Origin of the sequence: Priestia sp. JV24 (genome assembly GCF_025910025.1) — a bacterium.
Classification (GTDB): Bacteria; Bacillota; Bacilli; order Bacillales; family Bacillaceae_H; genus Priestia; species Priestia megaterium.
In genome coordinates this window covers 91,478-113,767 of the sequence record NZ_JAPCIN010000012.1, presented here as the reverse complement: position 1 = coordinate 113,767, position 22,290 = coordinate 91,478, and the positions used below count along the sequence as shown (strand labels likewise).

The 22,290-nt window shown below is 38.2% G+C and carries 22 protein-coding genes and 1 riboswitch; of the genes, 6 read left to right on the top strand and 16 right to left on the bottom strand.

All coding sequences use genetic code 11. From position 1 onward, the window contains the following. Window positions 1–5 precede the first annotated feature (5 nt). The 4 genes from queE to OK414_RS06235 form a co-directional block, all read right to left on the bottom strand. Window positions 6–737 carry a 7-carboxy-7-deazaguanine synthase QueE gene (gene queE / locus OK414_RS06250; RefSeq protein WP_013082242.1) on the bottom strand — a complete coding sequence of 244 codons (732 nt, stop codon included), beginning with the start codon at window positions 735–737 and terminating at the stop codon, window positions 6–8. Further along, window positions 730–1,170: a 6-carboxytetrahydropterin synthase QueD gene (gene queD, locus OK414_RS06245; protein WP_034653522.1), complete on the bottom strand. Its 441-nt coding sequence runs from the start codon at window positions 1,168–1,170 to the stop codon at window positions 730–732. Before queD ends, queE begins: the two co-directional genes overlap by 8 nt. Continuing rightward, window positions 1,170–1,835, bottom strand: coding sequence for a 7-cyano-7-deazaguanine synthase QueC (gene queC, locus OK414_RS06240; protein WP_034653525.1), 666 nt, complete (start codon window positions 1,833–1,835; stop codon window positions 1,170–1,172). Before queC ends, queD begins: the two co-directional genes overlap by 1 nt. A gap of 230 nt (window positions 1,836–2,065) precedes the next feature. Further along, a riboswitch (PreQ1 riboswitch) is annotated at window positions 2,066–2,109 on the bottom strand. Window positions 2,110–2,418: 309 nt separating this feature from the next. Then, a complete protein-coding gene (locus tag OK414_RS06235) occupies window positions 2,419–2,763 on the bottom strand; it encodes a hypothetical protein (protein ID WP_252342940.1) in 345 nt (114 codons plus the stop codon). A 207-nt stretch (window positions 2,764–2,970) separates the two neighbouring features. On the opposite strand from OK414_RS06235, the gene OK414_RS06230 reads away from it, so the two are divergent. Next, window positions 2,971–3,690: a 3-ketoacyl-ACP reductase gene (locus OK414_RS06230; protein WP_013082239.1), complete on the top strand. Its 720-nt coding sequence runs from the start codon at window positions 2,971–2,973 to the stop codon at window positions 3,688–3,690. 23 nt (window positions 3,691–3,713) lie between these two features. Here OK414_RS06230 and OK414_RS06225 read toward each other — a convergent pair whose 3' ends face one another. From OK414_RS06225 to nhaC, 3 genes are all read right to left on the bottom strand, one after another. After that, a complete protein-coding gene (locus OK414_RS06225) occupies window positions 3,714–3,881 on the bottom strand; it encodes a DUF6254 family protein (RefSeq protein WP_263045434.1) in 168 nt (55 codons plus the stop codon). 87 nt (window positions 3,882–3,968) lie between these two features. Beyond that, on the bottom strand, window positions 3,969–4,850 hold the full coding sequence (locus tag OK414_RS06220; RefSeq protein ID WP_014461062.1) for an alpha/beta hydrolase family protein: 882 nt from the start codon (window positions 4,848–4,850) through the stop codon (window positions 3,969–3,971). 290 nt (window positions 4,851–5,140) lie between these two features. Further along, window positions 5,141–6,523, bottom strand: coding sequence for a Na+/H+ antiporter NhaC (nhaC, locus tag OK414_RS06215; protein ID WP_034653530.1), 1,383 nt, complete (start codon window positions 6,521–6,523; stop codon window positions 5,141–5,143). A gap of 419 nt (window positions 6,524–6,942) precedes the next feature. Here nhaC and OK414_RS06210 point away from each other — a divergent pair, with 419 nt between their 5' ends. Beyond that, complete coding sequence (locus OK414_RS06210) at window positions 6,943–9,057, top strand: ATP-dependent Clp protease ATP-binding subunit (RefSeq protein ID WP_034653532.1); 2,115 nt, start codon at window positions 6,943–6,945, stop codon at window positions 9,055–9,057. Window positions 9,058–9,108: 51 nt separating this feature from the next. Here the strand turns inward: OK414_RS06210 and OK414_RS06205 are convergent, their stop codons facing one another. Then, window positions 9,109–9,375: a hypothetical protein gene (locus OK414_RS06205; protein WP_013055972.1), complete on the bottom strand. Its 267-nt coding sequence runs from the start codon at window positions 9,373–9,375 to the stop codon at window positions 9,109–9,111. Window positions 9,376–9,715: 340 nt separating this feature from the next. Between OK414_RS06205 and OK414_RS06200 the strand changes: the two genes are divergently transcribed. Together OK414_RS06200 and OK414_RS06195 are read left to right on the top strand one after the other, a co-directional pair. After that, the gene (locus OK414_RS06200; protein ID WP_205662497.1) at window positions 9,716–11,299 is read left to right on the top strand and encodes a PAS domain S-box protein; all 1,584 of its coding nucleotides are present in this window, start codon (window positions 9,716–9,718) and stop codon (window positions 11,297–11,299) included. Between the two features lie 134 nt (window positions 11,300–11,433). Then, on the top strand, window positions 11,434–11,568 hold the full coding sequence (locus tag OK414_RS06195; RefSeq protein WP_256656501.1) for a hypothetical protein: 135 nt from the start codon (window positions 11,434–11,436) through the stop codon (window positions 11,566–11,568). Between the two features lie 80 nt (window positions 11,569–11,648). Here the strand turns inward: OK414_RS06195 and OK414_RS06190 are convergent, their stop codons facing one another. Continuing rightward, on the bottom strand, window positions 11,649–13,343 hold the full coding sequence (locus tag OK414_RS06190) for a M3 family oligoendopeptidase (RefSeq protein ID WP_034653538.1): 1,695 nt from the start codon (window positions 13,341–13,343) through the stop codon (window positions 11,649–11,651). Between the two features lie 170 nt (window positions 13,344–13,513). Continuing rightward, window positions 13,514–13,984: a MarR family winged helix-turn-helix transcriptional regulator gene (locus OK414_RS06185; RefSeq protein WP_013082231.1), complete on the bottom strand. Its 471-nt coding sequence runs from the start codon at window positions 13,982–13,984 to the stop codon at window positions 13,514–13,516. A 199-nt stretch (window positions 13,985–14,183) separates the two neighbouring features. On the opposite strand from OK414_RS06185, the gene OK414_RS06180 reads away from it, so the two are divergent. Both OK414_RS06180 and OK414_RS06175 read left to right on the top strand, forming a co-directional pair. Then, the gene (locus tag OK414_RS06180) at window positions 14,184–14,951 is read left to right on the top strand and encodes a DUF4931 domain-containing protein (protein WP_263045435.1); all 768 of its coding nucleotides are present in this window, start codon (window positions 14,184–14,186) and stop codon (window positions 14,949–14,951) included. A 156-nt stretch (window positions 14,952–15,107) separates the two neighbouring features. Further along, window positions 15,108–15,839 carry a ZIP family metal transporter gene (locus OK414_RS06175; protein WP_016763389.1) on the top strand — a complete coding sequence of 244 codons (732 nt, stop codon included), beginning with the start codon at window positions 15,108–15,110 and terminating at the stop codon, window positions 15,837–15,839. Window positions 15,840–15,903: 64 nt separating this feature from the next. On the opposite strand, the gene OK414_RS06170 is transcribed toward OK414_RS06175, so the two are convergent. From OK414_RS06170 to OK414_RS06145, 6 genes are all read right to left on the bottom strand, one after another. Beyond that, entirely contained in the window at window positions 15,904–16,143 is a 240-nt protein-coding gene (locus tag OK414_RS06170; RefSeq protein ID WP_016763388.1) for an aspartyl-phosphate phosphatase Spo0E family protein, read from the bottom strand. A 451-nt stretch (window positions 16,144–16,594) separates the two neighbouring features. Next, complete coding sequence (locus tag OK414_RS06165) at window positions 16,595–17,935, bottom strand: CoA-disulfide reductase (protein WP_034653543.1); 1,341 nt, start codon at window positions 17,933–17,935, stop codon at window positions 16,595–16,597. Between the two features lie 85 nt (window positions 17,936–18,020). Then, window positions 18,021–19,055, bottom strand: coding sequence for an ABC transporter permease (locus OK414_RS06160; RefSeq protein ID WP_263045436.1), 1,035 nt, complete (start codon window positions 19,053–19,055; stop codon window positions 18,021–18,023). Then, entirely contained in the window at window positions 19,052–20,557 is a 1,506-nt protein-coding gene (locus OK414_RS06155; protein WP_034653547.1) for a sugar ABC transporter ATP-binding protein, read from the bottom strand. The genes OK414_RS06160 and OK414_RS06155 overlap by 4 nt, the downstream gene beginning before the upstream one ends. Before the next feature lie 16 nt (window positions 20,558–20,573). Beyond that, the gene (locus OK414_RS06150) at window positions 20,574–21,650 is read right to left on the bottom strand and encodes a sugar ABC transporter substrate-binding protein (RefSeq protein WP_016763384.1); all 1,077 of its coding nucleotides are present in this window, start codon (window positions 21,648–21,650) and stop codon (window positions 20,574–20,576) included. 122 nt (window positions 21,651–21,772) lie between these two features. Continuing rightward, the gene (locus OK414_RS06145) at window positions 21,773–22,288 is read right to left on the bottom strand and encodes a 1,2-dihydroxy-3-keto-5-methylthiopentene dioxygenase (protein ID WP_013082223.1); all 516 of its coding nucleotides are present in this window, start codon (window positions 22,286–22,288) and stop codon (window positions 21,773–21,775) included. Between the last annotated feature and the right edge of the window lie 2 nt (window positions 22,289–22,290).

Below are 22,290 nucleotides of genomic sequence, written 5' to 3'. Positions count from 1 at the left end.
TGCGCTTACACGCCTCGTTTATTTCCCCAAACAAGGGCGTGAACCTGCGGCAGAACTCTTACATCGTTCATGTTTTTAGCTGCCACTGCCTTATCGATTAACCATTCATACTTTTTAAGCAATTCTTGTGTTAACGACGCATTATCGATTGTCGTTAAGTCCTCGTTTCCTACTTGAACAAAAAATGGAACCTCAGGATAACGTTCATGAACAGACGCTGCATACTCAAAGTCCTCATCATTAAATACAACGACTTTTATGCTTATGTGCGCCATGCGTTTTTCCTTTATTAATGTTTCTATAATATCGTCTAATACGGCGAAATTTGTTTTCATTAATGAACTTGGAGGCTTAGGAGAAATCGTTAAATCATCGATCTTTAGGAACCAATCCTGATAACGGCTTCCCTGTGTTTCAAGAGCTGCTTTTACCCCATGACTGTGCAAAAGCTCTACAAGTGAACCAATTGCCTTGATAAGCGCAGGGTTTCCTCCAGAAATGGTGACGTGATCAAAGCACTCTCCTCCAATTTCTTTTAGCTCCGTCCAAATTTGTTCTGCTGTTAGCTGACGAATATCGTTTTTAGCAGATCCATCCCACGTAAAAGCTGAATCACACCAGCTGCAGGAATAATCACAGCCCGCGGTACGAACAAACATCGTCTTACGTCCTACAACCATTCCTTCCCCTTGAATCGTTGGTCCGAATATTTCAAGTACTGGAATTGTATTAGCCACGTTTTTTCACCTTCTTTGGGCGGTAAACTACGTAACTTGTCGGCGTTTCCCGCACGAATACTTGTACGCAAGAAGGCTTATTTGGTAGTGTGTCTAGATATTCTTGAACCAACTCATAAATTTTACGAGCAACAACTTCAGTTGTAGGAAAATCATTTGGATTTTCTTCGTTAAAGATAGAATGATCGTTCAATAATGTATGATCAAATTGACCAGAAACAATTTTTTTCAATAGCGCAAAGTTTACTAAAAAGCCCGCTTCGTCTAATGTATCTCCGGCAACAGTTAGATTTACGAAATACGTATGTCCATGGACTTGACGGCATTTTCCTGCTTCTGTGTGAGGAACAAAATGTGCCGCAGCAAACTGCATATCTTTGTTCAGTTCGTATTGATAGTCATGAAATACTTGAGGATACATTTGTTGCAGCATTATTCCTCTCCCCCTTCTTTTGTTTGCATGTATTGATCTAACCCGCGTTTTCGCAATTGACATGCGGGACATTCGCCGCATCCATCAGCAACAATACCGTTGTAGCATGTTAATGTTTTTTCACGCACATACTCAAGCGCCCCTAGCTCATCCGCTAACGCCCACGTTTCTGCTTTATCAATCCACATAAGAGGCGTATGAATCACAAATTCAAAGTCCATTGATAAATTAAGCGTGACGTTTAACGATTTTACAAATACATCTCGACAGTCTGGATATCCCGAAAAATCAGTTTCACAAACGCCTGTTACGATATGACGGCCTCCGCTGTTTTTAGCCAGTACGGCTGCAAATGATAAAAATAACAGATTGCGGCCATCCACAAATGTGGTAGGCAACTCTCCTTCTTTTTGCTCGATCTCAATATCATCTCGCGTTAAGGCATTTGGTGCTAATTGATTTAAAAGTGACATATCTAGTACGGTGTGCTTCACACCTAAATCAGCTGCAATAGCTTTTGCTACCTCTATCTCTTGACTATGACGCTGACCATATTGAAAAGTAACCGTTTCTACTTCTTTAAAGTTTTTCAAAGCCCAAAATAGACATGTTGTACTATCTTGACCTCCGCTAAATACAACAATAGCTTTTTCATTTTTTATCATTATTGTTCGTCTCCTTTTTGATTGAAATCAAAAGAAGAAGAAACTTTATTGAACCGTTCGTTCCCTTTGTGACTAATTTTATAACACAAAAAAGAGACTGCTCTTTTCCAGCAATCTCCCTAAAAAGCAACTAAGATACACGTCCTCGCCAGCATACACATCAAAAAGACGCGTTGATAGAAAAGCACGTGAAAGAAGACACGCTAAAACCGTGTCTTTTGTCATCAACGATGATCTTAGTTTTTTATAGAGGGAGTTTTCGAACCTCTCCCGTACATATACAAACGTGCACGGCGTTTCTTCTTGAATTGTCATCGTATTATACCACATGCGTATAAATAATGCTATGTTTGTTGGCTTCTATCGCCTTTAGCTGCCTTATTTTTCTTTATATAAGAAAGAGCAATAAATAACGCCGGAAAACAGACGCTTAGTACAAATAAATAAAACGGCCAGTAATATTTTTCAAAATAATTGAAGTACGCTGTGTTGGGAATAATGTAATACGCCACGCCTGTAATAATTAGACCTAAAGGAAAGCTTAAAAAATTGCGCACCCGTAAATTACACAATTGGACGATACTTAACTAAATGGCATAGAACACAATGACAACTTTAAAAAAAATAGATAACATCCAAAATAGTGTTCAACTTCGTCTTTATTTACTAATCCGTCGATGTAAGCAACACCTAAAGTGAATTTTTCTTCAATCGAAATTCGAAACTCTCGTACAACTAAATCCGTGCTCTGTCCCAGTGCTTTTTTCATGCGGGATAAATTATCTCCCACCCTCTCAGATAATTTCTGCTCTTCCTGTGTAGAAGAAGCACTAGTATCCTTAGTGTCCTTAGTGTCCTTCGATTCATCAGCTTTTTCTTTCCGCTTTTTGGATTTATTCGTTAACTCAGATAGTTTTTTTATACGCATTGTTCATCCTCCACTACATTGAACGAAAAGAAACGGAATTTCTTCTTTTTAGTCTCTATAGTTTTTGTATGAAAAGGAAATTTATACTTGAAGCCATTTTAATAATCTTTATTTTTGACATCATTTGTGCATTTCTATAGGATAGTAATGGATAATTCTTTGTTATTATGAAGAATGTTTATGCGGAACATTGAAAGGAGTCTATACATGGCACAATCACTTAAAGGCAAAGTAGCTCTTATTACAGGAGCAGGAAAAGGCATCGGTCGTTCAACTGCGATTGAATTAGCAAAAGAAGGCGTAAATATCGGTTTAATTGCTCGTACAGAGGCAGATTTAAAGGCTGTTGCTTCTGAACTAGAAGCATTTGATGTACAAGTTGCTTATGCAACAGCAGATGTTTCTTCTATGGAAGAAGTAAATGCAGCAGTTGAGCATCTACATACAAAATTAGGGGCAACAGATATCTTAATCAACAATGCAGGAATCGGTAAATTCGGAAGCTTTTTAGAGCTAGACCCAGCTGAGTGGAAACAAATCATTGATGTGAATTTAATGGGCGTTTACTACGTAACGCGCGCCGTTCTACCTCAATTAATCGAAAAAAATGGTGGAGACATTATCAATATTTCATCCACTGCTGGTCAAAAAGGTGCTCCCGTTACAAGTGCTTACAGCGCTTCAAAATTTGGCGTGCTCGGCTTAACTGAATCTCTAGCGTTAGAAGTGCGCAAACACAATATTCGTGTAACAGCTCTAACACCAAGTACAGTAGCAACGGAATTAGCGTATAAAGAAAACTTAACGGATGGCAATCCTGATAAAGTGATGCAGCCTGAAGACCTAGCAGAAATTATGGTCGCACAATTAAAATTGCATCCGCGTATTTTTATCAAATCTGCGGGCATGTGGTCCACAAATCCATAAACAAACATAGAAAAAGGAGAGCTTCAGCTCTCCTTTTTTGTGTCTTCCTTTATGTGGTGGTTACCTGATTTACGTTTAGGCGTGATTTCTTCTGATAGTTCTTCAAAAGATTTCACTTTTCCATGCGATGGGTTTTGTGATTGTTTTCGCACATTCCACTGACGCTCTTTTTGACTTTTAGACTGAGTCATTTTGCTTCATCCCCTTTTTATATGCTTACATGTAGTAGGATAAAACAAGCTGCTCTTTTCCATTCATCAAAACTACTTCCAATTTCTTTACTGCTTAGCTAAATGTATTTTAAACCATTTATCAATTTCCGCGTTATATTGATCATAATAAGCAGTTAGCGGATGGTCTCCGTTTTTGTACAGTACATATTTATATTCTTTTCCCTGCTCATCTAATTGTTTCACAAGCTTTTCAGCCTGCGTGTGGTGAACTTTACGATCATGATCACCCTGTAAAATCAAAAGAGGTGAATTTACTTTATCGCTCCAATAGACAACAGAACGACTTTTATACCTCTCTGGATACTGCGCCGGATCTCCTACAATCGTCCGCAGCACTTGTTTCATTTCAGGCCCTCTTTGATCATAGAATTGAAACATGTCTGTAATACCTGATTGTACGACAACTGCATCAAATTTAACGCCGTTTTTCATCGTTAAATACGTCATCATGCCGCCGCGTGAATATCCTAGCGCTACCTTTTGCTGGTGATTTACATAAGGAAGCTGTTCTCCCCACTTAATAAGATTTAATACGTCGTCAATATCTTTACCCCCGTACGTCTCTGTACCTTCACTTCCGCCATTTCCCCTGTATTGAGTCGCAACCACGACGTAGCCTTTACTTGCCCAATATGATAAGTACTGCAGTGTTTTTGCGCGAATCATGCCATGTTCGCGATTTCCTCCGCGATTATATACTAAAAGCGGATAATGTTTGTCTGCAATGTCTTTAGGCTGTACTAAAAACCCTTTTATCTTTAAATTATCACTAGGATACGTAATGCTATATACATCTACTTTATTTGAATAAGGCGATAATAAATTCAATTTTTCTTTATTTACATCATCACTTTCAGCTCGGTTGAAAACCGCTGTCACACCGAGCACAGCTACAGTGATTAATGCAATGATGCCCCATTTTTTCAACAGAAACCCTCTCCTCAATAAATATCTTTTCTCTTTTATAATGAGTGTTTTCATTTGGCTTTACCCTTCTTAAATGTTTGCTAAAAAGGGCATTCATCCCATCGCCAATACAGCTTATTTATCATACCGCAAAACTCAAATTTCTTCATCAATAAAGAAATAAGAATTCATCCAAATACATTAACAAGAAAGACGTATAGTAAATTGTATTATTAAATTATAGATTTGAAAAGTGGAATGATACTTTTTTGTCGTTTTTCACCTGTCCTTTTTCCAAAAAAAAAGCCCAGTTAAGACTGAGCTTTTTTCTTGGCAATGCCAATGCCTGTATATGCTAAAATAATTGAAAAAATAGGACATAAAATGCTAAAGAATGTAAATGGAATATAGTCAGCTGCAGGAATATTTAATGCAGTTGAAATAAAAGCACCGCTGACCCCCCATGGAATAATAGCATTAATAACCGTTCCACCGTCTTCAAGCGTTCGTGATAAGTTTTTTGGATCTAAATTCCACTTTTCATACAGCGGCTTAAACGTCTGTCCAGGCAAGAGAATCGATAAATACTGTTCGCCTGTAATAACGTTCACTCCAATTGAAGATAGAAGCGTAGCAAAAATAACGTCTCCGCTGCGGCGAATTTGTTTTGCTAATCCTTCTAACAAAGCATCAATAATTCCAACGGCTCTCATCAAGCCACCTAGCGACAAGGCAATCATGATAAGGGAAATTGAAAACATCATGGACTGCATTCCGCCTTTATTCACAATCGCATCCACTACTTCATTTCCTGACTCTACTGCAGGCCCGCTTTGAAGAACGCCTAGCAATTGACTCAGCGTAAATTCATGCTGTGTGATCATTCCTGTAATGATGGCCGTTACAATACCTAAAACTAACGTTGGCAGTACATCGACTCTTCTCATCGAAAAAATAAGAACTAAAAGTGGAGAAAGCAACGTTAACACATGTAAATTAAACGTATGTTTTAATGCGTCTTGAATTCCTTGAATTTCCCCGTAATTGACGCTTTCCTGATTTCCGTTGATTCCGATTACAAGTGCAATGATTGCTGTAATAACAATACTTGGAACCGTCGTCCACGTAATGTGCTGAATATGTTTAGGAAGCGGAACTTCAACGATACCAGAAGCAAAATTTGTTGTATCAGACAATGGAGACATCTTATCTCCAAACACAGCTCCTGAAACAATCATCCCCGCTGCTAGCCCTGGATGTACACCAATAGCAGTTCCTACGCCAAATAAAGCGACCCCTACCGTACTGACGGTTGTTAATGAACTTCCCGTGAATGTTGAAACTAATACGGTAATAACTAAAGCACTAATTAAAAAGTACTGGGGTGAAATCCAGTGGAAGCCGTAGGATAAAATCGTCGGTATCGTTCCTCCTACCATCCAAATCGCAATAAGCATCCCGATCAGCATTAAAATAAGGATAGGCTTAATGCCCAGTCTGACACCGTCTAAAATCCCTTTCTCCATTTCTGTCCACTTATATTTCAACAAAAAGCCAATCACACTAATAAATGCTACACCAAATATCAGCGGAATATGAGGCGGCAGCTTTAACGTAAATAATGAAACAAAAATAATAGCTAATAGCACCAAAATCACCGCTATTGATTGTATAAATGAAATTTCTTTTTTCATGAGGTATTCCCTTTCTATCTTTCTTTTCCACTTAAACGCTTTTATGCTTTTACGCAGTTAAGTGCAAACCTTCTTGAGTATAATTTTTATCCTTCTTGCTGTCAATAACTTATTTTATCCAACGGTAAGCTCTGCACTCATTTTTCCACTTTTCTTCTTATTAATATTAATTCCCTCTCCCAGCAGATCATTGTACAAAATGCCTCTTATGTTTTTACATGTATAGAACGGGTACACATAAAACACATCTTTTTTTAATGTACTACCTTTTGTACATAAGCGAGGAACTTCCTTCAAAAATTTTTTAAGCAAAAGACTTGAAAGTCAAAAAAGGTCAAAGTATAATGAAATTACGAAAGGTCAAGAAAGGTCAAACACCTGCTGATCTTCGATTAAAATCATTTAGGGAGGCTAATTAAATGATTTGTCAAAACTGTAATAAACGTGAAGCATCTATTCAATTAAATGTACAAACAAATAACCAAAAATCTCAATATCGTTTATGTCATACATGTTATCAAGCACTAATGAAAGAACATAAAATCCCATCAGGTTTTGGAGGTGGCGGCTTTATGAACATCGATGATTTATTCAATCAAATGGCGCACGAACAAGCTGCACCGGAACAGCCACAGCAAGGAAATGGCGGCGGAGGCTTTTTAGACCAGTTCGGTCGAAACTTAACTCAAATTGCGAAAACGGGATTAATTGACCCTGTTATTGGCCGAGAAGAAGAAGTAGAGCGTGTCATTGAAATTTTAAATAGAAGAAACAAAAACAACCCGGTACTAATCGGAGAACCCGGTGTTGGTAAAACAGCTGTTGTTGAAGGGTTAGCTTTAAAAATCGCGGAAGGAAAAGTTCCTGCCAAGCTGTTAAATAAAGATGTATATCTGTTAGATGTAGCATCTCTCGTAGCTAATACCGGCGTGCGCGGTCAATTTGAAGAGCGCATGAAACAGTTAATTTCTGAGCTTCAACAGCGAAAAAACGTGATTTTATTTATCGATGAAATTCACCTTCTTGTAGGAGCTGGTTCAGCGGAAGGTTCAATGGACGCAAGCAATATTTTAAAACCAGCTCTTGCACGAGGCGAACTTCAAGTAGTCGGAGCTACAACTTTAAAAGAGTACCGTTCCATTGAAAAAGATGCGGCTCTTGAACGACGCTTCCAGCCGGTTATGGTTCACGAACCGTCTGTAGAAGAAGCCGTTGAAATTCTAAAAGGGATCCAAAGTAAATATGAAGATTATCACGGCGTTAGCTATACAGATGAAGCAGTCCGCGCTTGTGTAAATTTATCACACCGCTACATTCAAGATCGCTTCTTGCCTGATAAAGCAATTGACTTGCTAGATGAAGCAGGTTCAAAAATGAACTTACAGGCGGGCATTACAAATAAAGACGACGCGGCCGCTCGCTTAAAAGAAATTACAAAAGAAAAAGAGCAGGCGCTAAAGGATGAAAAATATGAAGTAGCAGCAAAACTGCGAGATGAAGAAGCTGCTCTTGAAAAACAACTAAACGAAGAACAGCAAAAAATGAATGTGGATATTGCTGATATTCAAGCAATTATTGAAAAGAAAACGGGTATCCCTGTTGGTAAACTTCAAGAAAATGAATCAGCAAAAATGAAGCATTTAGCAGAGCACTTAGCTCAAAAAGTAATCGGACAGCAGGAAGCTGTAGAAAAAGTAGCAAAAGCGATTCGACGTTCTCGCGCTGGATTAAAAGCGAAGCATCGCCCAATTGGTTCATTCTTATTTGTCGGCCCAACAGGTGTCGGTAAAACAGAGTTAACCAAAACATTAGCTGAAGAACTGTTCGGCTCAAAAGATGCTATGGTTCGTCTAGATATGAGTGAATATATGGAAAAACACGCGGTGTCTAAATTAATCGGGTCGCCTCCTGGCTACGTAGGTCACGAAGAGGCAGGACAATTAACAGAGAAAGTACGCCGTAATCCTTATTCCATCATCTTACTAGATGAAATTGAAAAAGCTCATCCAGACGTTCAGCATATGTTTCTGCAAATTCTAGAAGATGGACGTCTAACAGATAGTCAAGGTCGCACAGTAAGCTTTAAAGACACAGTTATCATTATGACAAGTAACGCTGGTGTAGGTGAAAAGAAAATTACGGTTGGGTTTGACGCAGAAAATGACGCACTTAAACAGGCATCCGTTTTAGATTCACTTTCATCTTATTTCAAACCAGAGTTTTTAAACCGATTTGATACAATCATTGAATTTAATCATCTTGAAAAAGACAACTTGATTAAAATCGTGGACCTTATGCTTGCTGAATTAAAAGAAACATTACAAGAACAAAATATCACGCTGAGCGTAGCAGCTGAAGTAAAAGAAAAACTGGCTGAACTTGGCTATCACCCTGCATTCGGTGCTAGACCGCTCCGCCGAGCAATTCAAGAACAGCTTGAAGATCGAATTACAGACTTACTTTTAGATGACGCAGACGTATCGACAGTGAACGTAACGTTAAATGAAGCAAGCGAAATCACCGTACAAAACTAATAGAAAAAGCGACTCTACTTGAGTCGCTTTTTTTTATAGAAATACTTACGTTTATTTGCTTTCATCTGTTTTTTCGTCAGCACTATCCGTTGATTCTTCTTGATCATCAGCTGCTTCATCCCCAGATGAATCATCTGCTTCGTCTTGCTTCATTGTTTCCTGTGAATCATCTGTAGTTGTATCCTCCGCTTGAGTATCATCCGACTGTTCTGTTTGCTGTTCTGTGGCATCTTTTTCATCCGTTTGAGAGTTGCATGCTGTGATTAACATAATTGCTAGAAGTGATCCAAATAACTTGACTAATAAACTTTTGTTCATTTTACCGTCTCCTTTCGAATCATCTGAGCCTCTATGTAGTCACCATTCATATGGCTCTACTGGCAGTATAGCCTATCCAATTAGAAAAAAGTTCATTTTTACAAGGTTATCACAAAAGCTTTACATCCCCTTCATTTCATTCATATTCCCCTCATATTTCCTTAATAGTTTATGACTAGCTGTATTCTAGATCTATCTTCCTTAGTCTAAGTACTCAATTCGGCTATTCACACAGTTGTAACTATGCTAATATGAGTGATATATCACTATATCGAGCGACTAGCTGACTATAAAGTTATTCTCCTATAAAATTATTCACCATTTAAGAAAGGGATTTTTTATGGAATCACACAACCTCATAAAAAAACGGAATTTTATTCTTTTACTTATTTTTTGGCTGCTGTATTTTGTCCACATTGTGTTATACCACTTTATTGCAGCTGATCCTCATATGATTGTTTTTATAAGCGGAGGAATTTTATTATTGGTAGTGACGGCTATGTACTACTTTCATTTTCATCCTGCTATCATTATGTATTCTTTTTTTATATGCTATTATGCCTATATTGCGTACATCACATCTATTGAACCTGCTGTTATTAATTATTTATTTTTGTTTCTTGGAATTATTGTTAGCTTTATTTATTATAGCTATGTCGCTATTGTAATTTCTACATTAATGTCCATAATAATTGTTTTGTACTTTTATGTAAGCAACACTCTTTTTACATCTGTGACTTTCGTGAAATTAGATATCGTTTATTTCATTTTGTTTACGCTGATCACAATGATTATTTTGTTGTATTGTGCTCATTTCTCTAAAAAACTGATTGCTATTAAGACGGTCAAAATGAACAAAACCGAAGATGAACTGTACTCAGCTCAAGAGTATTTACAATCTTTTTTTACATACAATCGCGACGCCATTTCCGTGTTCAGTCTAGACGGTAAAGTGATTAAAGTAAACGATGCTTTTGAGCAAATATACGGATGGAAAGCTGAAGAAATTGTCGGAAAAGCCATTCCATTCATTCCTGCTGGCTTAAAGGGCGGCGCTGAAAGCCGATTAGAAAAGGTTAAAAAAGGAGAAAAGCTGGTAGCCTTTGAAACTCAAGATAAGCGAAAAGACGGAAAAATAATTGATGTAGAAATCACTGTTTCACCTATTTTTAATCGTGATCAGCAAGTCGTTGCGCTTTTTGGTATTTCACGCGATCTTACAGAAGAAAAAGAAACAGAAAAATTTCTTCGCCAAACCGATAAGTTATCTTTAGCCGGCGAAATGGCAGCGGGAATCGCTCATGAAATTCGAAATCCGCTTACTTCTCTGAATGGATTTATTCAGCTTATTCATGAAGACAGCAGCCGCTATCATTCTTATACAACCATCATGCTGAGCGAACTGAATCGTATTAACTCAATCGTTGGAGAATTTTTATTGCTCGCTAAACCTCATGACACGGTTATGAAAAAGCACGCATTCTCTACTATTTTAAATGACGTTATTCTTCTGTATGAATCAGAATGTGTATTAAAAAATGTCGTAGTTAAAACGCAGGTGGAAGCCCCGCATACATACATCTGCTGTGATGCAAATCAAATTAAGCAAGTACTCATTAATTTGTTAAAAAATGCGCTTGAAGCTATGCCTAGCGGAGGAGAAATTCATTTAAACGTTACTCAGCATACTAAAGATCTTACTATTTTCATTAAAGATACAGGAGTCGGCATTCCTTCACATTTGCTTACGCACATTCAAAAGCCTTTTTTTACTACGAAGCCCTCAGGTACCGGTCTTGGACTTGTTGTGATTAAAAACATTTTGTATCAGCATAAAGGAACATTTGAGATTAAAAGCACTGTTGGCGAAGGAACCCGCGTTTCCCTTACGATTCCTTTATGGGAACAAGAAATTAATCATTAAAAAAAGAGGCTGGAACAAAAGTATGTTAGTTGAAGAAAGATCCGAACAAGTTTGATTCTTAATTAAGAATCAAACTCATTGGGATTTTTTTATTATGAGGGTGAACGTAGATTTAATCTAGGTGCTTCTAGCTGTTGATTGGAGGGCAAGGCGAAGACTCCTGCGGGAAAAGCGGAATAGGTGAGACCCCGCAGGAGCATGAGCGCCGAGGAGGCTCACCGGCCGCCCGCGGAAAGCGAAGCCTTGCACGGAAATCAACGGCGGTGTAACAAGCGATTCATACTAGATTGTTTATCCCATTTGTTCGTCTTTAGATTGGATTGATTTTGTTGTGTCTCAATCTCTTTTTTTATAGCTTTTTATCATCAATACTATTTAAATAGTTTTCAATTTCATCTACTACAGACTGCACGCAACCCTCTTCGAATGGAGAGATCAAATTCGCTTCCTCTACTAATTCTAAAAACGGCTTACTTCCGCCAAGCTTACACAAATGAACGTAATCTTGCCATGCTTGCTCATGATTTTCTCGATCTTTTTTCCAAAATTGAAATGCACAAATTTGAGCGAGTGTGTAATCAATATAATAAAACGGAGACGTGTAAATATGAAGCTGGCGCTGCCAGAAGCCCCCGCTTTCTAGATAATGATGGCCGTCATAGTTTTTAGAAGGCATATATTTCTTTTCAATTTCTCGCCACGTTTGTTTTCGTTCCGAAGGCGTCATCTCAGGACGTTCGTATACAGCATGCTGAAATTCATCTACCGCTACCCCGTAAGGTAAGAAGGTTAAGCCTGAGCTTAAATGAGAAAACTGGTATTTATCTTTGTCTTCTTTAAAGAACAACTCCATCCAAGGCCATGTAAAATACTCCATGCTCATCGAATGAATTTCAGCTCCTTCATGCGTAGGCCAGTGATACTCATTGGTTTCCATATCTCGGCTGGAATACACTTGAAAAGCATGCCCTGCTTCATGCGTTAACACATCAATATCCCCTGATGTTCCATTAAAATTTGAAAAAATAAACGGTGCTTTGTATTCTTCAATAAACGTACAGTAGCCTCCGCCTGCTTTGCCCTTTTTAGCGACTAGATCCATCAAATTATTTTCAAGCATAAATGAAAAAAATTCGTCCGTCTCTTTAGAAAGCTCCTTATACATAACTCGTCCATTTTCAATAATCCACTTTTCATCACCTTTTGGCACTGCGTTTCCTGTTTCAAACTGAAACGGTTCATCATAATAAGTTAAGCTCTCTACTTGAATTCTTTCCTGCTGACGCTTTTTTAGTTTTTCAGTAAGGGGAACAATATACTCTTTTACTTGTTTGCGAAAAGCGGCAACCATTTCAGCATCGTAGCCTATTCTAGACATACGAGCATAGCCCACTTCTACGAAATTTTTATAGCCTAATTTTTCAGCAAGCTTGGTCCGCACTTTTACAAGTTTGTCATAAATATCATCAAATTCCTCTTCATGATCGGTAAAAAATTGAAATTTCGCTTCTGCTGCTTTTTTTCTCATTCCTCGATCAGGTGACTCCATAAACGGATCAAGCTGAGCTAACGTTCTTTCTTCTCCTTCAAATACAATTTTAGCTGACGCCACTAGTTTCGTATATTGAGACGATAGCTTATTTTCTTCCTGAAGCTCTTTTACTATTTCCGGAGAGAACGTTTTTAACTGCATTTCAGCAAGAGAGAACAGCTGCTTGCCCCACTTTTCTTCTAGTTGCCGTTTAAAAGGCGAAGAGATTAACGCTTTGTAAAATTTCTCTACATATCCTTCTAAAAGCGGCTGTGTTTCATCAAAATAGTCTTGTTCTTCTTTATAAAATTCATTCGCTGTGTCGATAGAATGACGAATATAGCAGATGTTCCCCATTGTGCTGTACTGGGAATACGCATCATTTGCTAAACGAATTGCCTCGTTTTGCTGACTGACTGACGCTGCTTCCGTAAAATGTGTAATGGCCTTTTCAAATTGCTTTTCAATTTCATTCATATCAGGTCGCGTATATGTATAATCTTCAAATTTCATCATTTGTTCTCCTTCCTCTATTGTCTGTATGTAACCTAATTCGTTTTTATCCAGCTGTATTCCTGTTAATTTCAATTTTTTGTCACTTTTTATTTTTATGTCGATTGGTCATGAAAGAAGTCATAGAAAAAAACTCGTTTGTTCAACAGAAACAAACGAGCTTTCCTTAATTAATTAGTCGATTCCGGTAAAAATTCATCTGCATAGTGCCCTAGTTTCTTAAGCATCGAAATGGCAACTTCCTTTTCTTCGCTAGATAAAACGGATAAAATATCATGAATTCTTTTTTCGTGACTCGGAAACATGCTTTCAATCATTTCCTTACCTTGCTTGGTGATAGCTGCATAGGTTACGCGACGATCGTTCGGACAAGCAACGCGCTCTAAGAAGCCTTTTTTCTCAAGCTTGTCTACTACATACGTAATACTGCCGCTTGCGAGTAGAATTTTTCCGCCAATTTGCTGCAGAGGCTGCTGGCCTTTGTGGTACAATAACTCTAGGACAGCAAATTCGGTTGGATTCATTCCATGCTGTTGAATAAATTTATGCACATGATCATTAATTGAACGATTGGCACGAGATAGTACAATAAATAATTTAAGAGATTGGTCTAACTCTTCTCTAGTTACATCATTCGTCATTTTAATCAGTTCCTTTAATATTATCTTGATATCAAGATAATACTAAAATTTCCCTTCAAAGTCAATCAAAGCAGGCTTATTTCATCGGTTATTCTCTCCGCTTGTACAATTTTTTTGATAAAAAATGTATATAAGTGGATTTATACATATGCTTTTAATACAATAAACATATGACCATTACATAAAAAGGTGAATGATTATGAAACCAACCCATTTATTATTTAATTCCGCGATTGGTTCACAAAAGCCTGAAACAATCGTTAACCGGCAAAATCCCTGTCCCTTTTGCGATGTAGAATCTCTTACAGGCATTATTGAAAAACAAGGACCTATCATTTGGCTGAAAAATAAGTTTCCCGTTCTGCAAGATGCTTATCAGACGGTTATTATTGAGACCGATGAATGTTCTTCGGAGCTATCTATTTATCCAAAGGAACATCTGTACACCTTGCTGAACTTCGCTACTGAACGATGGATATCTATGATGAACAGCGGAGAATATGCTTCTGTTCTTTTCTTTAAAAACCACGGCCCCATGTCCGGAGGATCATTACGACATCCTCATATGCAAATTATTGGTTTAAATGAGATAGATGTAAATGAAAATGTGAAGCTAGAGCAGTTTGAAGGAGTCACAATTGCCCAAAATGAACACGTCACATTTAATTTATCTGTAAAACCTAGAATGGGCTTTTTTGAATTTAACGTGATAACGGATCAGCTTGACAAAGAGCTGCACGCATTTGCAGATTATCTTCAAACGGCTGCTCACTATTTATTAAATCATTTTCATCGTAGCTGCACGAGCTACAACTTATTTTTTTATAATCTTAAAAACGGCAAAATTGCGGCGAAAATCATTCCTCGCTTTGCCACATCTCCTTTGTATGTAGGATATGGCATTCCTCAAGTTTCCAATAAGCTTGAGCACATTGCTAACCAAGTTCAGGAGCTGTACTTTACCTAAAAAGTTGAACCTTCACTGGTTCAACTTTTTTGTAAGGTTATTGCATAAAGCTATTCACTTTTAAAATAGTCATGCTCATAGAAACCAAAAAAACATACACTAAAAGAACGATGTGAATTGAGGATAAAAAGAAGAATACGTAAAAGGAGACGGTTTATGACTGAGGTCCTAATTGGAAGCATTCTTTCTGCGCTATCGACTGGAGTAGGCGCTTTGCCTATTCTGTTTTTGAATCAAGAACTCACTCATCGCTGGAAAGATATACTTCTTGCGCTCACTGCAGGTATTATGACAGCAGCTTCTACTATGAGCTTGATTCCAGAATCTCTTCAAAGTGGCGGTTTTTTTTCCTTAGCCATTGGCTTACTGCTTGGAGTTGTAACATTAACACTCTTGGAGCAGAATATTCCTCACATTGATCTTGAGCATTCTAAAACCGGCATTCAGTTTGATGAAAAAGCACTTTTAATTGTTTCCGCTATTACTTTGCATAACCTTCCTGAAGGACTGTCTGTTGGTGTTAGCTACGCTTCAAATGTTGAAAATACAGGGAACTTAATTGCCCTTGCAATCGGTCTTCAAAATGCACCTGAAGGACTGTTGGTCGCGCTATTTTTAGCTCAGCAAAACATCAGTAAAATAAAAGCATTTTTAATTGCTACCCTTACAGGCTCCGTTGAGATTGTAACGTCTTTACTCGGGTTTTATTTAACTAATTTTGTTGATTCTCTCGTTTCATATGGATTAGCTTTTGCTGCTGGAGCCATGCTTTTTATTATTTATAAAGAGTTGATTCCAGAAAGCCACGGCGATGGAAACGAAAGATTTGCTACTTATTCGTTTATTTTTGGTATTTTGTTTATGATCTTTTTAATTAACATTTTTTAAAGGGGAAGAGAGGCCACGGGCAGCACGATTGTTTTACTGCCCGATCCCGAATGCTTGTCCTGTATTACAGCTTTGAAAAAGATAAAAAGCGGCTAATCAGCGTGGCAAACGATGTCTTTTCTTCCTCTTCTTTTAAACGCTTCTTTTGATAAACGAGTAAGAGCTGATCAAGCTCTTGACTACAGGTAACGGTTTCTTCATTAGTCAAACCTTTTTCTTCTCCGAGCTGCACCATCTTTTGTCTTTTTTGGACGATTTCTACTAATAATCTCTCTGATTTCGTTCTATTTCTCACTCCAAACACAAAATCCTCTCCTATGACAAAGAAATTAGCTTATAACGCATTATTACAAATTCTACTAAATATGTAAATAGAGTCGCAATAATAGACATTTTTTTTGCAAAAAAATTATTTTGTCGGAATTTAAAAACGCTTACATTACTATAGGAATACCATTTATCTTTTTTTTACAACTTGTTTTTCGACAAAAGATGCTGCTTGTCGAATCGAAAAAAGATTGAAACATAACGAAATCAATACAATCTAAAAACGAACAAATAGGATACATGAGCCGAACCGCTTGTCCCGCAGGAATTTCCGCCTTGCCCTCGAGTCAACAGCTAGAAGCAGCTAAATATATGAAGCCTGCGTTCGTCCTCACCACAAAAAAATCCGAACGAAGTTGATTCTTAATCAAGAATCACTTTGTTCGGATCTTCCTTCAGCTAACATACTTTTGTCTCTATATCTTTTTCTATTCAGCTTTCTGAGCAGCAATTTGTACAGCATCCCATACCGTAGCAAAGGGAGGGGCATACGAAAGATCTAACATGGTTATTTCATCTGTTGTCAGGCGGCAAGTAATAGCTGTCGCAAATACATCGATTCGTTTTGATACTCCTTCTTTACCAATCATTTGAACCCCCAAAATCTCTTTTGTTTCAGGATGATAAACAAGTTTTATCACAATCTTTTCAGCTCCTGGATAGTAAGAAGCATGACTCGGAGCCTCTGCTGTGATGGCTTTGTATAAAAGAGAATTTTCTCTTGCTTCTCTTTCTGAAATGCCGGTTTTTCCAATTTCATAGTCCATCACTTTGACAATACTTGTACCTACAACACCCGGAAATTCTCGCTTTTCTCCCCCTAATCGGTAACCAAGAACCCTTCCTTGCTTATTGGCAATGGTTCCAAGAGCAATATGAACATCTTTTTTTAATACGCGGTGATAGCTCGTTGCACAATCTCCTGCTGCGTAGATATGAGGCACGTTGGTTTCCAACTTCTCATTTACTAAAATAGCTCCATTTTCAAGCATCCTTAGTCCGTTTCTTTCTAAGAATTGCGTATTCGGACGAACTCCTACATTTACAATCACTAAATCTGTTTGATACGTTTGACTGTTTGTTTGAACGTGAGTGACGGAACCATCTGAATACAGCAATGCTTCCACTTCTTCTTCGAAATGAAATAAAATATCGTCATCTAGCTGCTTTTGCAAATGCTCTGCCATTTCTTGATCTAAAATAGATAGAATCTGCTTTCCCTGTTCAATAACCCGTACTTCTTTTCCCAAAGCCTTCATTGCTTCAGCTACTTCCATTCCGACATATCCTCCGCCGATAATGGTGACTTTCTCTACGGAGTGAGCCTGTAGATATGTATAGATTCTTTCGCTGTCTGCTAATGATTTTAATGTGCATACATTCGGCATGTTATCACTCATAAAATTGGGTTTAACAGCTGTTGTTCCAGTTGCAATGATGAGTTCATCATATGTTACCTCTTTTTCCGTTTGCGCCTTTACATTTTGCACTACTATGTATTTTTTTGTATGATTTACTTCTTTTACTTCGTGAAAAAGATGGACGGAGATGTTTCGCTCTTCAAACTCTTGTTTCGTCCGAGCAACCAAATCGTCTTTTTCTTTTACAACACCTGACAGATAGTAAGGCATGCCACATGCGCTGTAAGAGATATCTCCACCTTTTTCGAACACAAGGATTTCCACTTCTTCTTTTTCTTTCATCCGGCGAAGCTGTGAAGCTGCGCTCATTCCGGCAGCTACTCCTCCTATAATGACGACACGTTTCATCTATACTCCCTCTTTCTACATAAATAATAGGCTATACTATTGTTTTTCCTTATTCTTCCCGATTTCAAACGAAAAAAACGGCTGTTTACACAGCCGTAGATGTTTGTTTTGAGCGGTAATACGTTAAAGCCAAGGCTCCTGCTAATACAGCTCCTTTAATAATGTCTTGCATATAATACGGAACATTTAGCATCGTTAACCCATTTAACAGCACACCAATTAAGATAGAGCCAATCAGCGTCCCGAATACATTCGGTTTCCCTGCTCCAAATACGGAGAAGCCAATGTATGTAGCAGCTACGGCATCCATTAAAAATGGTGAGCCGGCGTTCACTTCTCCTACTCCAATACGGGCAGCTAAAACGACTCCTCCAATTCCAGCAAGCAAACCTGAAAACATATAGGCATACATACGGTAACGATTAACCGGTACACCCGAAAGTCTTGCTGCTTCTATGTTCCCTCCTGTTACGTAGAAAAAACGCCCAAACTTCGTATAGGAAAAAACGATATGAACAAGCAGCACAGTCAACAGCATAATGATAACCGGGACAGGAATACCTAGTAAATGACCTTGCCCCAGTGCAAGGAAAGATGGAATAAAAATTCCCGGAGCTCTGTCTCCGCTTGGTAAAGGCATATTGGTATAAATAGCTGAGCCTTTTGTATACGTTAATAAAATCCCCTGTATGATGAACATCATTGAAAGAGTTGCTAAAATATCAGGAATCTTTACTTTCACTACTAAAAAAGCATTTACTAACCCGATAACAAGCGATGCAATAATCGGAACAATGATAGCGACTGCAATTTCTTGTCTGTGTAAAACAAGCATAGAGGCTGATAAAATAGTGGCTAACCCCGCCGTAGACCCTACAGATAAATCGAGTCCGTTGACGGTTAACGATATCGTTACACCAAGCGCTATTAAGGTAACAATGGAAATAGAGCGCAGGATATCACTAATGTTTTCTCCTGTTAAAAAGTTAGGTGTGGCAATGGAGAAGATAATCATAATAACAAAAATCATTAAGACTGTCCCATATTTATAAAAAAAGTCGAAAACACTTATTTTTCTCTTTGGTTTCGCTACAGGTTCTGTTACATACTCCGCACTCATCCTTTTACTCCTCCTGCTGTATAATAAAATAATTTTTCACTAGTTGCTTCTTCTTTGGATAATTCTTTCACGATTTTTCCGTTGTACATAACATAAATTCGATCCGCTACCCCTAGCAGCTCCTCAAATTCACAGGTTGCATAAACAACGCCTTTTTTCTGCGACACAAGATTTGTAATTAAGTCGAATATCTCTCGCTTAGAGCCGACATCAACTCCTTTAGTTGGTTCATCAAACAGCAGTACGTCAGAGTCCGTAACAAGCCATTTTCCGATTGCTACTTTTTGCTGATTTCCACCGCTTAACGTTCCAACTGACTGCTCGATAGAATGAGACTTTACGCCCACTTGCCCAGTCGTTTTCTGCGCTTTTTCTTTGATCTTTCCTCGCTTTAAAAACGAATACTTTGTAAAGCGGGACAGACTTGGCAAAACTAAGTTATCGGCAATCGATTCATGAACAAAAATTCCTTCTTTTCTTCGTTCTTCAGGAACAAGAGAAAGACCTTGTGCAATATAATAATACGGCTGCTTATTCAACTTTAGTTTCTTGTCTTTTAACCGAACGCTGCCGCTCACATATTGCTCTAAACCAAATAGACTTCGGCAAAGCTCCGTTTTCCCCGCTCCTACAAGTCCTGCAATACCGACTACTTCTCCTTCTTTTACATGAAAAGAGATATTCGAAAGGCGCCCTGGAAGAGATAATGCTTCTACATGTAAAAGTTCGTTTCCAAATTCTACTGATTTTTTGACCCACTGCTTTACAGAAGACGTTCCTAGCATGAGCGTAATCACGTCTTCAATTGATGTATGTGAAGTTTCTTTTGTAGCTACATAGCGTCCGTCCTTTAACACCGTTAAGCGGTCGCAAATATCAACCACTTCTTGAAGGCGATGTGAAATATAAATAATGCCTACTCCGCTTTTCTTCAGCTCTCTCATCACAGAAAACAATTGTTTCGTCTCTTCCACACTAAGAGGTGCGGTTGGTTCATCCAAAATTAAATAATCAACATTCTGTACAATTGCACGTGCAATAAGCACCTGCTGTTTTTCTGATAGAGTTAGATCAATGACATTTTTTTTAACGGATAAAGAAGAACCAAGTAAAGAAAGGGCTTCTTCCGCTTTCTTATAAATAGATTTCCAGTTTACAAATGCCTTACTTTTATTAGAAGCCTGTACGTCTAACACAATGTTTTCAGCTACTGACAGCGAAGGAATCAGCGCTACATCGACTTCTTGATGTACAATGCCGATGCCCTGGCGCTTAGCTTCTTTAGGAGAAGAAATAGAGATTTCTCCTCCGTCTTTGCAGATCTTTCCTTCGTACTCGTCGTAAGCTCCGCATAATATTTTCATTAACGTACTTTTACCGGCACCATTGGCTCCCAATAAAGCATGAATTTCCCCTTTTTGAACAGTAAAATCAACTTTGCTCAGCGCTTGAAAAGAACCAAAGTTTTTTGTAATGTTCTTCATTGAAAGCTCGTTCGTCATGTCTGTCCCTCCACTTCTACTCTTTTTTGCCCCATTCTTCTACGTATTGACTAAGCTGATCCATATTAATCGTTTGATTAGGCAAATCAGTTTGTTTGACTAAAACCGGATCAAAAGAATAATAACGAGGGATCTCTTGACCGGAAATCTTTTTAAGAAGCAGATCAACTTGCTTTTCTCCTACTGAAGCTGGATTTACGGCAGCTGACGCTTTCCACGGGCTGTTTTTTGCCTGCATCATTTGCAGATCTTCATCAGATAAGTCCACTCCGTATACTTTAATCTCGTCTCGTCCTGCTTCTTTAATCGCTCTTGTGACTCCTTTGGCAAATTCGTCCCAAGGTGCCCAAACGGCCGCAATGTCTCCTTTATTTGGATACTGCTTCAACACAGCTGCCATTTTATTTTGTGTGTCTAATGAGGTGTTGTCCGTTGCGCTTCCAAATGTGGCAATTTGTTTTACATCTGGATAGCGATTCATCATAATTTTATAAATGCTGTCGCGTTTTTCCATCGGCGCAAATCCTCCAACAAACGCATATACAATGTTTCCTTTTCCGTTAATGTCCTGCATCATTTGCTTCAGACCTTGCAGCGCAAGCATATAATCGTCTTGGTCAATTGTTGTAACGCCTTCTACTTTTAGTTCTACATCGGTTGCAATAACCGGAATCCCTTTTGCAATCGCGCGCTTCACGCCGGGTTCAAGGGTTTCAGCCCGGCCGTGGTCAATCATAATACCATCTACATTTTGGTTAATAGCCGTGTCTAAATAAGCAGCCATTTTAGATTGATCATTGTTTGAATCAGAAACAGATAGCTGTACTCCTGCTTTTTTAGCCGCTTTTGTCACACCTGTTATGTACTGAGCAGCGTGAGTGCCTGACGTAAATTCAGAAATAAGCGCAATTTTTGTATCTTTCGTAACCTTTTTTCCTTCTTGCTGTACAGGCTTAGCAGAAGCCGCTTGCTGCGCTGGAGCTGCCTGTGCTTTCTCGTTTAGACTTGGCTGTTCTTTCGTGCAGGCAGTCAGCGCAAAGATTAGAAGCACGAGCAAAGTAAGTGGCCACAGCATTTTTTTACTCTTTTTCATGATGTTCCTCCCATTAAACTTATTATTCATATAAAAATAGTTAGTTTTATAATAATCCAAAGAATACCCCGCTTTTAGATGTAAAAGCGGGGTGATGATGACCTATGCTTTACAAGTAGTTGTTATGCGTAAATAGGTACCCATCCTTCAGTTGTCACGAAAATTCGGACAGCGACTACTTTGCGATCTTCCATTAATGTAAAGTAATGAAGAATGTTTTCTGGTACTGAAATTAAATCGCCCGGCTCTAATTCAACATCAAAAAATTCGCCGTCTTTTCCTTGAATAACAAAGATTCCATGACCGCTTACAATAAAGCGAACTTCGTCATCTGTGTGAATATGCTTGCGCTGAAAGTTTTTTAACAATTCATCAATATTTGGTGTAGATTCCGATAACGAGATAACATCTTGAGCTTTATAGCCGCGGCGTTCCGAAATATCTTTAATATCCTCACCAAAAGCGTTTAAAATTTCTGTTTTTTCTTCATCAGTTAAATCATATTTTTCACGAAGATTTTCTGGAAGTTTTGTAATGTCCCAGTTTTCATAAATAACTTCATTGTTTGCCAGAAAAGCTGATACTTCCTCTTGAGTTTCAATTCTTTTATTGTTTACATGTAAGCGAATGTGCGCCATTG

What these genes read in the sequence shown, in the direction of transcription:
- OK414_RS06225 (WP_263045434.1), bottom strand. Translation starts at nt 3,881, where the DNA reads ATGACTCAGTCTAAAAGTCAAAAAGAGCGTCAGTGGAATGTGCGAAAA.
- OK414_RS06200 (WP_205662497.1), top strand. Translation starts at nt 9,716, where the DNA reads ATGGAATCACACAACCTCATAAAAAAACGGAATTTTATTCTTTTACTT.
- OK414_RS06160 (WP_263045436.1), bottom strand. Translation starts at nt 19,055, where the DNA reads ATGAGTGCGGAGTATGTAACAGAACCTGTAGCGAAACCAAAGAGAAAA.
- OK414_RS06185 (WP_013082231.1), bottom strand. Translation starts at nt 13,984, where the DNA reads ATGACGAATGATGTAACTAGAGAAGAGTTAGACCAATCTCTTAAATTA.
- queD (WP_034653522.1), bottom strand. Translation starts at nt 1,170, where the DNA reads ATGCTGCAACAAATGTATCCTCAAGTATTTCATGACTATCAATACGAA.
- queC (WP_034653525.1), bottom strand. Translation starts at nt 1,835, where the DNA reads ATGATAAAAAATGAAAAAGCTATTGTTGTATTTAGCGGAGGTCAAGAT.
- OK414_RS06210 (WP_034653532.1), top strand. Translation starts at nt 6,943, where the DNA reads ATGATTTGTCAAAACTGTAATAAACGTGAAGCATCTATTCAATTAAAT.
- OK414_RS06155 (WP_034653547.1), bottom strand. Translation starts at nt 20,557, where the DNA reads ATGACGAACGAGCTTTCAATGAAGAACATTACAAAAAACTTTGGTTCT.
- OK414_RS06175 (WP_016763389.1), top strand. Translation starts at nt 15,108, where the DNA reads ATGACTGAGGTCCTAATTGGAAGCATTCTTTCTGCGCTATCGACTGGA.
- nhaC (WP_034653530.1), bottom strand. Translation starts at nt 6,523, where the DNA reads ATGAAAAAAGAAATTTCATTTATACAATCAATAGCGGTGATTTTGGTG.
- OK414_RS06235 (WP_252342940.1), bottom strand. Translation starts at nt 2,763, where the DNA reads ATGCGTATAAAAAAACTATCTGAGTTAACGAATAAATCCAAAAAGCGG.
- OK414_RS06230 (WP_013082239.1), top strand. Translation starts at nt 2,971, where the DNA reads ATGGCACAATCACTTAAAGGCAAAGTAGCTCTTATTACAGGAGCAGGA.
- OK414_RS06205 (WP_013055972.1), bottom strand. Translation starts at nt 9,375, where the DNA reads ATGAACAAAAGTTTATTAGTCAAGTTATTTGGATCACTTCTAGCAATT.
- OK414_RS06165 (WP_034653543.1), bottom strand. Translation starts at nt 17,935, where the DNA reads ATGAAACGTGTCGTCATTATAGGAGGAGTAGCTGCCGGAATGAGCGCA.
- OK414_RS06190 (WP_034653538.1), bottom strand. Translation starts at nt 13,343, where the DNA reads ATGAAATTTGAAGATTATACATATACGCGACCTGATATGAATGAAATT.
- OK414_RS06180 (WP_263045435.1), top strand. Translation starts at nt 14,184, where the DNA reads ATGAAACCAACCCATTTATTATTTAATTCCGCGATTGGTTCACAAAAG.
- OK414_RS06145 (WP_013082223.1), bottom strand. Translation starts at nt 22,288, where the DNA reads ATGGCGCACATTCGCTTACATGTAAACAATAAAAGAATTGAAACTCAA.
- OK414_RS06150 (WP_016763384.1), bottom strand. Translation starts at nt 21,650, where the DNA reads ATGAAAAAGAGTAAAAAAATGCTGTGGCCACTTACTTTGCTCGTGCTT.